The organism is Pedomonas mirosovicensis, from assembly GCF_022569295.1.
Taxonomy (GTDB): Bacteria; Pseudomonadota; Alphaproteobacteria; order Sphingomonadales; family Sphingomonadaceae; genus Pedomonas; species Pedomonas mirosovicensis.
In genome coordinates this window covers 635,373-647,733 of record NZ_JAKFIA010000002.1, presented here as the reverse complement: position 1 = coordinate 647,733, position 12,361 = coordinate 635,373, and the positions used below count along the sequence as shown (strand labels likewise).

General features: G+C 64.2%; 9 protein-coding genes and 1 pseudogene. All 10 read right to left on the bottom strand.

Annotated features, from left to right (window positions below; translation table 11 throughout):
- Window positions 1-2 precede the first annotated feature (2 nt).
- On the bottom strand, window positions 3-332 hold the full coding sequence (nirD, locus tag L0C21_RS15685) for a nitrite reductase small subunit NirD (protein WP_259279350.1): 330 nt from the start codon (window positions 330-332) through the stop codon (window positions 3-5).
- Window positions 333-347: 15 nt separating this feature from the next.
- The gene (gene nirB / locus L0C21_RS15680) at window positions 348-2,813 is read right to left on the bottom strand and encodes a nitrite reductase large subunit NirB (protein WP_310593413.1); all 2,466 of its coding nucleotides are present in this window, start codon (window positions 2,811-2,813) and stop codon (window positions 348-350) included.
- A 27-nt stretch (window positions 2,814-2,840) separates the two neighbouring features.
- Window positions 2,841-4,016, bottom strand: a pseudogene (locus tag L0C21_RS15675) (nitrate/nitrite transporter); the annotation flags it as partial.
- A 281-nt stretch (window positions 4,017-4,297) separates the two neighbouring features.
- A complete protein-coding gene (locus L0C21_RS15670; protein ID WP_259279349.1) occupies window positions 4,298-5,542 on the bottom strand; it encodes a CmpA/NrtA family ABC transporter substrate-binding protein in 1,245 nt (414 codons plus the stop codon).
- Window positions 5,539-6,126 carry an ANTAR domain-containing response regulator gene (locus L0C21_RS15665; RefSeq protein WP_259279537.1) on the bottom strand — a complete coding sequence of 196 codons (588 nt, stop codon included), beginning with the start codon at window positions 6,124-6,126 and terminating at the stop codon, window positions 5,539-5,541. The genes L0C21_RS15670 and L0C21_RS15665 overlap by 4 nt, the downstream gene beginning before the upstream one ends.
- A 107-nt stretch (window positions 6,127-6,233) precedes the next feature.
- Entirely contained in the window at window positions 6,234-7,229 is a 996-nt protein-coding gene (locus L0C21_RS15660; RefSeq protein WP_259279348.1) for a bile acid:sodium symporter family protein, read from the bottom strand.
- Between the two features lie 200 nt (window positions 7,230-7,429).
- A complete protein-coding gene (cyoD, locus tag L0C21_RS15655) occupies window positions 7,430-7,804 on the bottom strand; it encodes a cytochrome o ubiquinol oxidase subunit IV (protein ID WP_259279347.1) in 375 nt (124 codons plus the stop codon).
- The gene (cyoC, locus tag L0C21_RS15650) at window positions 7,804-8,439 is read right to left on the bottom strand and encodes a cytochrome o ubiquinol oxidase subunit III (RefSeq protein ID WP_374940274.1); all 636 of its coding nucleotides are present in this window, start codon (window positions 8,437-8,439) and stop codon (window positions 7,804-7,806) included. Before cyoC ends, cyoD begins: the two co-directional genes overlap by 1 nt.
- The gene (gene cyoB / locus L0C21_RS15645; protein ID WP_259279346.1) at window positions 8,436-10,418 is read right to left on the bottom strand and encodes a cytochrome o ubiquinol oxidase subunit I; all 1,983 of its coding nucleotides are present in this window, start codon (window positions 10,416-10,418) and stop codon (window positions 8,436-8,438) included. The genes cyoC and cyoB overlap by 4 nt, the downstream gene beginning before the upstream one ends.
- On the bottom strand, window positions 10,418-11,383 hold the full coding sequence (gene cyoA, locus L0C21_RS15640) for a ubiquinol oxidase subunit II (protein ID WP_259279345.1): 966 nt from the start codon (window positions 11,381-11,383) through the stop codon (window positions 10,418-10,420). Before cyoA ends, cyoB begins: the two co-directional genes overlap by 1 nt.
- Between the last annotated feature and the right edge of the window lie 978 nt (window positions 11,384-12,361).

Below are 12,361 nucleotides of genomic sequence, written 5' to 3'. Positions count from 1 at the left end.
GATCAGGCTGCCACGGCGAGAGGCAGGGAGAGCAGGATGCGCCCCTCCTCCACCCGCACTGCCAGCTTGCGGGCGCAGCCCTTGTCGGGCGCGCGCGCCGCGCCGGTTTCAAGGTCAATCACCCAGTTGTGCAGCGGGCAGGCGACGCTCTCCCCATGCACGATGCCTTGGCTCAGCGGCCCGCCCTTGTGCGGGCAGCGGTCGAACAGCGCAAACACCCGGTCCGTCCCCGTGCGGAACACGGCAACGTCTCCCAGCGGCGTCGGTACGGTGCGCGCGCCGAGGCGGGGAATGTCGTGAATGGTGCCAATATCGATCCAGCGGTCGGTCATGTCTCGTCCCTCCTTTTATTCGGCTGCAAGACTCAGCGGCCGGTGCAGGTGCGCGTCCCTGCCCGCCACGCGGCTCGCCCACGGGTCATCCTGATGGAATTGCTGGGAGAAGCGGAAGCGTGCGGCAAGTTGCGCGCGCCCTTCGGCGTCCTCGACGATGCGTTGCTTGATGTAATCGAGCCCTACCCGCTCTACCCACGGCGCGGTGCGCTCCAGATAGCGCGCCTCCTCCCGGTAGAGCTGTATGAAGGCGGCGCAGTATTCCATCACCTCCTCTTCGGTTGCCACCTTGCAGAGGAGGTCCGTCGCCCGCACCTTGATGCCGCCGTTGCCGCCGATATGCAGTTCGTAACCCGAATCCACGCACACGATGCCGAAGTCCTTGATGGTGGCCTCGGCGCAGTTGCGCGGGCAACCCGACACCGCGATCTTGAACTTGTGCGGCATCCACGAACCCCAGGTCATGCGCTCGATCCTGACGCCGAGGCCGGTCGAGTCCTGCGTGCCGAACCGACACCATTCCGAGCCCACGCAGGTTTTGACCGTCCGCAGCGCCTTGCCATAGGCGTGGCCCGAGACCATGCCCGCTGCGTTCAGATCCGCCCACACGGCGGGCAGGTCTTCCTTTTTCACGCCGAACAGGTCGATGCGCTGGCCGCCCGTCACCTTGACCGTGGGGATGTTGAACTTGTCCACCACGTCGGCGATGGCGCGCAGCTCCTTTGCCGAGGTGAGCCCGCCCCACATGCGCGGCACCACCGAATAGGTGCCGTCCTTCTGGATGTTGGCGTGCAGCCGCTCGTTGACGAAACGGCTCTGCTGGTCGTCCGCATACTCGCCGGGCCAGGCGCACAGCAGATAATAGTTGAGCGCCGGGCGGCAGCTGGAGCAGCCGTCGGGCGTCTTCCAGTGCAGCGCCTGCATCACGGCGGGGATCGCCTTCAGCGCCTTTTCCAGAATGAGCCTGCGCACGTCGTCGTGGGTGAAGTCGGTGCACTTGCACATGGGGCTAACCACGCGCTCGCCGGAATAGTCGTCGCCCAGCGTCAGGCTCAGCAGCATCTCCACCTGCGGCGTGCAGGAGCCGCACGAGGCCGACGCCTTGGTCACGCTTCTCACCGCATCCAGCGTCGTCAGGCCCTGTTCGGAAATCGCCCGCGTGATCGCCCCCTTGCACACGCCGTTGCAGCCGCAGATCTCCGCGTTATCCGACAAGGCTGCAACGGCCTGGCGAGGGTCCGCGAAGGAGCCCCCTTCGGCAAACGCCTGCCCGAAGATCAGGCTGTCGCGCACGGCGGAAATATCCGCGCCCTCGCGCAGCAGCTGGAAATACCACGCGCCGTCGCCGGTATCGCCATAGAGCACCGCCCCGATAATTCTGCTGTCGCGGATCACGACGCGCTTGTAGACGCCCCGCGCCGCATCGCGCAGTACAATGTCCTCACAGTCTGCCCCGCCCGAAAAGTCCCCGGCGGAGAATACGTCCAGCCCCGCGACCTTCAGTTTGGTGGAGGTAACCGAGCCGCGATAGCCCTCCGATGGCCGCGCCGTGAGAGCATCGGCCAGCGCCGCGCACATCTCCCACAGGGGCGCAACAAGGCCGTAGCACACGTCCTGGTGCTCGACGCATTCGCCCACCGCCAGCACGGCGGGATCGCTGGTGAGCATGTGGTCATCGACCTTGATGCCCCGGCCCACCTCAAGCCCGGCAGCCTGCGCCAGCACCGTGTTGGGTCGGATGCCGACCGCCATCACCACGATATCGGCGGGGATGACGCGCCCGTCCGTCAAGCGAACGCCCTCCACATGGGTCTCGCCCAGAATGGCTTCTGTCTCCGCGCCGGTCAGGATGGTCTGGCCCCGCGCCTCCAACGCGGTCTTCAGAAGAAAACCCGCCGCCTCGTCCAGCTGCCGCTCCATCAGCGTCGGCATCAGGTGAATGACCGTCACCTCCATGCCGCGAAGGCTGAGCCCGTGCGCCGCCTCCAGCCCAAGGAGACCGCCGCCGATGACGACCGCCCGCCTGCCCGTCTCGCTCGCCCGCAGCATGGCATCTACGTCGTCCATATCGCGGAAGGTGACGACACCCGGCAGCTTCGCGCCCGGCACGGGCAGCACGAACGGATCGGAGCCCGTCGCCAGCACCAGCCGGTCATATTCCACCACGCGGCCCGAGGCGCTTTTGACGGTGCGCGCGGCTCGGTCGATCTCGACCACCGCATCGCCTGCGATGAGCGTGATGCCGTTGTCGGCGTACCAAGCCTCATCGTTGATGATGATGTCCTCGAACCGCTTCTCGCCCGCAAGCAAGGGGCTCAGCATGATGCGGTTGTAATTCACCCTCGGCTCGGCCCCGAAAATGGTGATGTGATAGCGGTGGGGATCGCGCTTCAGCACCTCCTCAACGGCCCGGCACCCGGCCATGCCGTTGCCCACCACCACCAGCTCTTCGCGGATCTTTTCCCGGTCTTCCCGTGCCATGGTGATATTCCTTTTCAGATAAATCAGATGCGCGCGCCAGCGGCGCTTGATGGTGGTGAGGCCCACCAGCGCCACGAGCGCGAGACAGGCGAAAATCAGAAAGCCATCCTGGTAGGTGCCGCTCAGCTGCCGGGCGAGGCCGAGGCTGGAGGCGAGCGTGAAGCCGCCGACGCCCCCCGCCATGCCCACAAGGCCGGTCATCGCGCCGATTTCCTCGCGGAAGCGCTGCGGCACCAACTGGAATACCGCCCCGTTGCCCATGCCCAGCGCCAGCATGGCGATGACGAACACCGACAAGGCCTGCCTGGCGGTCGGCAGGCCGGCACTGACGCCCGCCAGCGCGACGGCGGCTACCAGGTACATAGCGGTGAGCGAGCGGATGCCGCCCAGGCGGTCGGCCACATAGCCGCCGATGGGCCGCACCAGAGAGCCCGCAAACACGCAGGCGGCGGTGAAATAGCCCGCCGTCACCGGGTCCAGCCCGTACTGGTCGTTGAAGTAGATGGTGAGCGAGGAGGCAAGGCCGCTGAACCCGCCGAAGGTAACCGCATAGAAGAACATGAACCACCAGGCGTCCGCGCTTTTGAGCGGTGCGAAGGTGGCGACAAACGGCCTGGGCGCGGGGCGGTTCGGGCTGTCCTTCGCCAGAGCGACATAGACCACGAGCGCCAGCAGCAGCGGCAGCACGGCAAGGCCGAGCACGTTGCCCCAGCCGAAGGCGGCGGCAAGGCCGGGGGCGAACAGGGCGGCCAGCACCGTGCCCGAGTTGCCCGCGCCCGCAATGCCCAGCGCCGTGCCCTGATGCTGCGGCGGATACCAGCGGGAGGCGAGCGGCAGCGCAACCGCAAAGGCGGCGCCCGCCACACCCAGCACCAGCCCGAGCGCCAGCACCTGTGAAAAGCTGTGGATGCCGAGCGTCCAGGCGGCGAGCAATCCGGCAATCACGATCAGCTGGCCGATGAGGCCGGTGCGCTTGGGGCCGAGGCGATCGACCAGCGCGCCCATCACGATCCTGAGCAGCGCGCCCGCCAGCACGGGCAGCGCCACCATCAGGCCCTTCTCAGTCGCATTGAGCCCGAGGTCGCGGGCGATGTCGACGCCCAGCGGGCCCAGCAACACCCAGACCATGAAGCTGAGGTCGAAATAGAGAAACGCAGCGAACAGGGTTGGCTTGTGCCCGGACTTCCAGAATCCTGTGTTCATGGCATGCTCCATCAACAGCGCACGAGGGGATCGTCTTGTGACAAGCGCCCCCTCGTTGGGGCATGCCCGCCGCATCAGTGCAGCAAGGACAGTCTTGGCGTCAGGAAACATAGCAAGCGGCGTGCCAGTCGGCTGATGCGCGCGTCAGCCGAGGAATCTTCGGCACTTACGGAAGAGCCGCTCCGAGCGGCACATGCCGGATGTGACTAAATTTTAATCATTTAAATGAAGTGCACAAAAAGTTTGCACTTTTAACGGGCAGTGCCGGGCATCTGCCGCGTTTACCGGGAAGGGTGCGTCGCGAACGACCGGAGGTAACCGGCGATGTCCACCGGATCGAACACGCGGTTGTCGAAAAACCGGTCCGGGCCGATGGAGAGCCGCCCGCGCGGAGAGCCGACGGGCAGGGAAATATCAAGCGAGCCTTCCACCTTGGCGTTGGCACCCGGCAGGGGCGTCGCGCTGTCGCCCAGCGCCCGGCGGTAGAGGTCGGGCCGGAACACGCGGCGCACTTCGGCCTCCGCCGCGTCACTTGGCGCGACCTGCCCCCAGCGCACCATCTGGGAGTAGATCCACAGCGCCTGGCTCACCCAGGGGAAGTTGGCGGCGTCCTTGTAGAACAGCAGGAAGTCTTCCGCCGCGATCGGCGGCGCGGCGGGCGCGACGGTCAGGCGGCCATCGAGGGCGCGCCGGATGAGTTCGGCGGGCTTGTCCAGATACCGGGGCTGGGCCAGCATGGCGGCGAGGTCGGCGTGGTGGGCTGCATCGCCCGTCCAGCTTGCGGCCCGGTCGAGCGCGCGAATCAGCGCCGCCAGCGCGTCGGGGTTTGCTTCGGCCCAGTCGGCGCGGCAGCCCAGCACCTTCTCCACTCCGCGCTGCCAGATGCGGCAGCCCAGCGCCACGATCCGCGCGACACCTTCGGCAACCGCCACGCTGCTCCACGGCTCGCCGACGCAAAAGCCATCCACCTCGCCGCTGCGAAGGGCATCGACCATGTAGGGCGGCGGCACCACCACCAGCCCCACGTCTCTGTCCGGCATGAGACCCGCATAGGCCAGCCAATAGCGCAGCATGTAGTTGTGGGAGGAGAAGGGGTGGACGATGCCCAGCCGCAACGGCGACGCGCCGTCCGCCTGCCGCTGCCGCACGACCCGCGCCAGCGCCTCGGCGCTTGCCGCCGGGTCCGCCAGTCTTTCCGGCCCAAGCGCACCCGCGATGGCGAGCGACAGGGTGATGGCGTTGCCGTTCAGCCCCAGATTGAACGGGGCGATCAGCGGCGTTGCGGGCTGGCCGAGGCCAAGGCTCACGGCAATCGGCAGCCCGGCCAGCATGTGCGCCGCGTGCAGACGGCCGTGCACCACCCGGTCGCGGATGTTGGACCACGACACATCCCGCACCAGCTCAATCGCCACGCCCTCGGCAGCCGCGAAGCCGCACTCCTGCGCCGCGATCAGGATGGCACTGTCCACCAGCGGCAGGAAGCCGATCCGCACCGCTTCCCCTTTTTCGAGCCGCACTGCGCTCATGCGCCCTCTCCCCCGGTCAGCAGTTCGTCGGCGGTGATGACCGCCTGCGCGATCTCCGCGATCTTGCGGCCCTGTTTCATCGCGCTCGACCGCAGCAGGGCGTAGGCCGCCGGTTCGTCGATGCCGCGCTGGCGCATGAGGATGCCCTTGGCTCGGTCGAGCAACTTGCGCTCGGCGAGCGCGGTTTTGGCGGCCTCCAGCTCGGCGGCAAGGCGCGCGTGAAAATTGAACCGGCTGATGGCCAGATCAAGGATCGGCTTCACCCGCTCCTTGCGCAGCCCATCGACCACATAGGCCGACACGCCCGCGTCGATCGCCGCCTCGATCATCGACGCGTCCGACTGGTCGACGAACATGGCGATGGGCCGGGCGACGGCGCGGGAGACCTGGAACATTTCATCGAGCACGTCTCGGCTCGGGTTTTCGATGTCGATGAGCACGACGTCGGGCTCCAGCGCCACCAGCCGGGCGAGCAGGCGAGCACGCCCGCTGAGGATGTGGATATCCTCGAGCCCGGCCTCGCGCAGCCCCGCTTCCAGCACGGCCCCGCGCACCGGATTGTCGTCGATCACCGCAATCCGCAACCCTGCCATCCGTTCAACTCGACACCGCCTGACGCGGGCGTCAGTATGTCGGCGTAGGACGCCACATGCAACCGGCCTTGCCGTGCCGCCTGCCGGGGTGCGGCCGCCTATTGCGAGGTTGCGCCCTTATCCTCGCCGCCCGCTTCCACCAGCCGTGCGTAACGGCGGGCAAGAATGGCGCAGATGAACAGCTGCACCTGATGAAAGATCATCAACGGCAGCACGATCAGGCTGAGGGCGCTGGCGGGAAACAGGATCGCGGCCATCGGAATGCCGCTCGCCATGCTCTTCTTGGAGCCGCAGAAGACGATGGCGATTTCGTCCTGCCGGGAAAAGCCGAGCTTGCGACTGGCGATCGTTGTTGCGCCGAGCACCACGGCCAGCACCAGAAGCGTGAAAAACATCACCGCCAGCAGGTCGCGCAGCGAAACCTGGGTCCATATGCCCGCGACCATACCAGCGCTGAAGGCGGCGTAGACGACGAGAAGAATCGAGCCGCGATCGACCACCGTCGTCAGCAGCCGGTGCCTGGCGAGCCAGGTTCCGATCAAGGGCCGTGCCGCCTGACCGACGACGAAGGGGAGAAGAATCTGAAGGGCGATTTCCTCAAGGGCCTGAAGCGAGATCCCACCGCCGGACGTGGGAAGGAGCAGCGCCACGAGCAGCGGCGTGATGACGACGCCCAGCATGTTGGAAATCGACGCGCTGCACAGGGCAGCCGGAACGTTGCCGCCCGCGATGGACGTGAACGCAATCGAGGACTGCACCGTGGAGGGCAGGAGGCACAGAAACAGCATCCCGAACGCGATGTCGGGCTGCAACCAGGCATCGGCCCACGTGCCGATAGCAAGGCCGAGCAGGGGGAAGAACACATAGGTGGTGGCGAGCACCAGGGTCTGGAGCCGCCAGTGCGTGATACCGGCCCAGACCGCCGACGGCGCCAGCCGCGCGCCATAAAGGAAGAACAGCACGGCGACGGCAATGGTGACGCTCATATCCGCCACGGTCTGCCAGACCCCGCGGGCAGGAACGAGCGCGGCCAGAACGACGGTTCCCATCAGGAGCATCAGATAGGGATCGATAAAGCGGCGGATGGCAAGCATGGGGCACTCCTGCGGACGATCTTCCTGACGCGCACCTGGGCGCTCTCCTGTGCAACCGGGAGAGAGGCGCTGTCAATCGGAGCCGGGCGGAAGCGGCCGGGAACGGGCGAAACAGGCGAAAATAAAATATATGTGAAATGCTTAGAGAAAAAGATGCAACCGGCGGGCAGCAGGGCCACCCGCCGGTTGCATTGCCCGGGTTAGTCTTTCGCCAGTGCCCGCTCAACCGACATCTGGGTCGGCATCATGTTCACGTTGGCGTTGTGCATGACCCACAGCGAGCCGCCGACGATCGTGGCGATCAGCATCACGGTCAGGATGAAGATCACGGTGTTGTTGCGCTGCTCGGGTGCGGCACCGAGGTGAAGGAAGAAGACCAGCTGCACGAGCAGCTGAATCACGGCCAGGATCGTGATCGCTGGAACGATCATGTCCTTGGACACGGCCCCGGTCATGACCGCCCCGAAGGACAAGGCGGTCAGAACCAGCGAAAGGATGAAGCCGACGATATACGACTTCAGGCTGCCGTGGGCGTGGCCATGCGAGGCATGGCTTGCAACGTGGGCGCTCGACATCAGAGTGTTCCCCTCAGGTAGACAAGGGTGAAGACGCAGATCCACACCAGATCGAGGAAGTGCCAGAACAGGCTGAGGCAGGCGAGACGACGCCGGACGACGCCATCCAGACCGAAACGCATGATCTGGTGCATCATCACGGCCAGCCAGACGAGACCGGCAGTGACGTGCAGGCCGTGCGTGCCGACCAGCGTGAAGAATGCCGACAGGAACGCGCTGCGGCTGGGGCCCGCGCCTTCGCCGACGAGATGGGCGAACTCCTGGATTTCCATCCCGATGAACGCCGCACCCAGCAGGAAGGTGACAGCAAGCCAGCCGACGACCTTGTTGCGGCTGCCCGTCTGAACGTTGAGCCCCGCCAGGCCGAAGGTGAAGCTGCTGACCAGCAGCAGCAGCGTTTCGACCGCCACGTAGGGCAGATCGAAAAGCTCCTTGCCGGTCGGTCCGCCCGCGTAGGCGCTGGAGAGCACGCCGAAGGCGGCAAACAGGCTGGCGAAGATCAGGCAGTCGCCCATGAGATAGATCCAGAAACCGAGAACGGTCTTGGAGCCGTCGTCATGATGCTCATGCTCGTGATGGGCGGGCGCTGCGGCCTCGACCATCTCAAGGGAAGCGGAGGAGACGTGAATGTTCATGATTGCACCGCCTTGGCCAGCAGAGCCTGGCGCTCCTGTTCGATGCGCGCGACCTCGGCAGCCGGAACATAGTAGTCAGTGTCCCGGTTGTAGCTGCGCGCGATGAAAGTACCGATCATGCCGAGAAGGCCGACCGCCGCCACTGCCCACATGTGCCAGACGAGCGCAAAGCACAGGACGAAGCCGAAGGCGGAGATGAGGAAACCGGCACCCGTATTCCTGGGCATATGGATGTCCTCGTAGTGGGACGCCGGCTTCCAGGCCCGCCCGGTCTGCTTATCCTCCCAATGCTGCTCCAGAGACGTGATCTGGGGAACATGGGCGAAGTTGTAGAAGGGCGCGGGCGAGGAGGTCGACCATTCGAGGCTGCGGGCATCCCAGGGATCGCCCGTCAGGTCCCGGTTCTTCTCGCGGTCGCGGATGCTCACCGCGAACTGGACGAGGGTCGCCAGAATGCCGAGGCCGATGATGACCGCGCCGATCAGGGCGACGATCAGGTAGGGTTGCCAGTCGGGCACGTCGTAGTGGTTCATGCGCCGCGTCATCCCCTTGAAGCCGAGGATGTAGAGCGGGGTGAAGGCGAGCCAGTAGCCCACCAGCCAGCACCAGAAGGAGACCTTGCCCCAGAATTCGTCCAGCTTGAACCCGAACGCCTTGGGGAACCAGAAGGTCAGGCCCGCAAGGCAGCCGAAGACCACGCCGCCGATGATGACGTTGTGGAAGTGGGCGATGAGGAACAGGCTGTTGTGCAGCACGAAGTCCGCACCCGGCACGGCGAGCAGCACGCCCGTCATACCGCCGACGGCGAAGGTGACCATGAAGCCGATCGTCCACAGCGTCGCCGAGTGGAAGCGAATGCGGCCCCGGTACATGGTGAAGAGCCAGTTGAACAGCTTCACGCCGGTCGGGATCGAGATGATCGAGGTCATGATGCCGAAGAAGGCATTGACGTTCGCGCCCGAACCCATGGTGAAGAAGTGGTGGAGCCAGACGAAGAAGGACAGCACGCCGATCGAGGCCGTGGCGTAGACCATCGACTTGTAGCCGAACAGCGGCTTGCGCGAGAAGGTCGCAATGACCTCCGAGAAGACGCCGAAGGCAGGCAGGATCAGAACGTAGACTTCCGGGTGGCCCCAGATCCAGATGAGGTTGATGTACATCATCGCATTCCCACCAAGGTTATTGGTGAAGAAATGCATGTCGAAGTAGCGGTCCATGGCCAGCAGCGCGAGGGTTGCGGTCAGGACCGGGAAGATGGTGGCGATCAGGATGTTGGTGATGAGCGCGGTCCACACGAAGACCGGCATTTTCATCAGGCCCATGCCCGGCGCACGCATACGCATGATGGTGACGATGAAGTTGATGCCGGAGAGCGTGGTGCCCAACCCTGATATCTGGAGGGCCCAGATATAATAGTCGACACCCACCGTTGGGCTGTATTCGAGCCCGGAGAGCGGCGGATAGGCCACCCAGCCGGTGGCGGCGAAGTCGCCGATCCACATGGAGGCCATGATCAGTACCGCGCCGAAGGCCGACAGCCAGAAACCCAGCGAGTTGACGAAGGGATAGGCAACGTCGCGCGCGCCGATCTGGAGCGGCACCACGAGGTTCATCAACCCGATGATGAAGGGCGTGGCCACGAAGAAGATCATGATCACGCCGTGGGCGGTGAAGATCTGGTCGTAGTGGTGCGGCGGCAGGTAGCCGGCGGCATCACCGACGGCAATGGCCTGCTGGGCGCGCATCATGATGGCGTCGGCAAAACCGCGCAGCAGCATGACCAGCCCGAGGCCGAAATACATGACGCCGATTTTCTTGTGGTCGACGGTGGTGATCCACTCGGACCACAGGTAGCCCCATTTCCTGAAATAGGTGATGAGACCGAAAAGGACGAGGCCCCCCAGGGCGACGACCGCGCCGGTTCCCATGATGATCGGCTCATGCAAGGGAATGGCGTCAAGGGTAAGCTTTCCGAACATCAGTTATTCCTCTGCGACACCGAACCCGCGGGCATATGGCCTGCATCGTGCCGGGCCATCTCCGGCATATCGCCCGCGCCGTGGTGGGCCATTTCCGGCATGTGGGTCATGTCCGGCATGGAGCCGGTCATGGCGCTGTGCACGATGCTGTCGAACAGGCCGGGCGTGACGTGCGAATAGGTCGCCACCGGGGCCTTGGCGCTCGGCCGGGCAAGGGTCTGGTAGGTCGCCTTATCGAGAACCGCCGGCACGGTCTTCGCCTGCTTGATCCAGGCGTCGAACCGTTCGCGCGGCATGGCGACGGCCTTGAAGTGCATGTCCGAGAAGCCGGGGCCGCTGAAGGACGCGGAGCGCCCCGCATAGGTTCCTGCCTCATCGGCGATCAGGTGCAGCTTCGTCTGCATCCCGGCCATGGTATAGATCTGGCTGCCGAGCTGCGGGATGAAGAACGAGTTCATGTTCGACCCGGAGGTCAGCCGGAAATTGATCGGCGTGCCGACCGGAACCGGCAGCTGGTTGACGGTGGCCACACCGTAGTCCGGGTAGATGAACAGCCATTTCCAATCGAGGGAGACGACTTCAACCTTCACCGGTTCAACCTCCGACTCGAGCGGCCGGTAGGGGTCAAGCGAGTGGGTCGTCTTCCAGATCAGCACGCCGAGGGTGGCGACGATCACGACGGGGATCGACCAGACGACCACCTCGATCGCCGTCGAGTGAGACCACTTCGGCGCGTAGTTGGCCTTGGTGTTCTTCTCGCGGTAGCGCCACGCGAAAACCAGCGTCAGCACAATGACGGGAATGACGACAAGCAGCATCAGGCCGAGCGCGATCAGGATCAGGTCCTTTTCCTGCGCGCCGACGGCCCCCTTGGGGTTCATCAATTCCAGATTGCACGCCCCGAGGCTGAGCGACAGGAATGGCAGGACGATGCGGCCAAGCACGGCGGGAAGCTTACCGGTCATGGCTCGCCCCTTTCCGCGTCGCGGGCTTGAAGTGCAGGCCGCCGCGGCATTGACGCATTGGTAGAATGTCGCGGTCGAAACTGCTCGTGCAGCCTGGGTCCGGTGCACGCGGGCTCACCTCTCGCAGAGGCGAGGAAACTCGGTAACGCAAACACTTACTATCCTTCTGAACCGGTGGCTCATCTTTGGCCGCAGGTTAGACAGGCATTCAAATGGCAATGTCTGGCTTTGTATGGCTGCAGCCGCCCATGGGCACGACAGATTGGCGGCTTTCATATGCACCTTGAGCATATGTTCGGGCATAGGACATTTTGTCCGACCATCAGCGCCCAATCTCACAAGCCGCCCAACTTACCGACAGCAAGCATATTGGCTCGCCGATTTCCACCGGCTCAATAAAAAATTGCATTATTTTCAATGATTAAAAGGGGAATAAGCAGCTGCCAGCCTGCCGGGCCGTTACCGATCCATTCTAAAATCTTAAATGGCTATATGTCTAACCAAACAACCCCTACATACGATATATGCATAGAATGCATATTTAACTGCTACGCCATATGGCCGGCTCCAACCGCCCCAGCCTTGTGCGGGTAATAATGCCGTAACTGTCCGCCGCCTGGATCAGCCTGACAGTTGATAACGCCTCCACCTCAAACAGCCCCTTCCCCGTCCCAGGATTATATTTTCTTGCTGGCAACCCTTGCTGCCTTGCGCGCGCCAGCATCTATCGGTTCAAGCGACTTGATTGCGCTACCACATACGATTTCCGGCCTCAGATCTAGGAAGGGTCGAGGCTTACCTATGCTTAACCTCTGTCGCTCTGAGCATTCCAGCTTCTCCCCACCCACAGAAAATATAAAAATATAATAAATTTAATTTGACGAATGATAGAGCTACGATAACGTTACCACGTAGCGGCTCCAACGATCGCAAGAAAATTGCGGCAGCCGGAAGCTGGGGAGACTATGCCCGGTGCCC

What these genes read in the sequence shown, in the direction of transcription:
- cyoC (WP_374940274.1), bottom strand. Translation starts at nt 8,439, where the DNA reads ATGAACATTCACGTCTCCTCCGCTTCCCTTGAGATGGTCGAGGCCGCA.
- nirB (WP_310593413.1), bottom strand. Translation starts at nt 2,813, where the DNA reads ATGGCACGGGAAGACCGGGAAAAGATCCGCGAAGAGCTGGTGGTGGTG.
- L0C21_RS15670 (WP_259279349.1), bottom strand. Translation starts at nt 5,542, where the DNA reads ATGAGCGCAGTGCGGCTCGAAAAAGGGGAAGCGGTGCGGATCGGCTTC.
- nirD (WP_259279350.1), bottom strand. Translation starts at nt 332, where the DNA reads ATGACCGACCGCTGGATCGATATTGGCACCATTCACGACATTCCCCGC.
- cyoD (WP_259279347.1), bottom strand. Translation starts at nt 7,804, where the DNA reads ATGTCGAGCGCCCACGTTGCAAGCCATGCCTCGCATGGCCACGCCCAC.
- L0C21_RS15660 (WP_259279348.1), bottom strand. Translation starts at nt 7,229, where the DNA reads ATGCTTGCCATCCGCCGCTTTATCGATCCCTATCTGATGCTCCTGATG.
- cyoB (WP_259279346.1), bottom strand. Translation starts at nt 10,418, where the DNA reads ATGTTCGGAAAGCTTACCCTTGACGCCATTCCCTTGCATGAGCCGATC.
- cyoA (WP_259279345.1), bottom strand. Translation starts at nt 11,383, where the DNA reads ATGACCGGTAAGCTTCCCGCCGTGCTTGGCCGCATCGTCCTGCCATTC.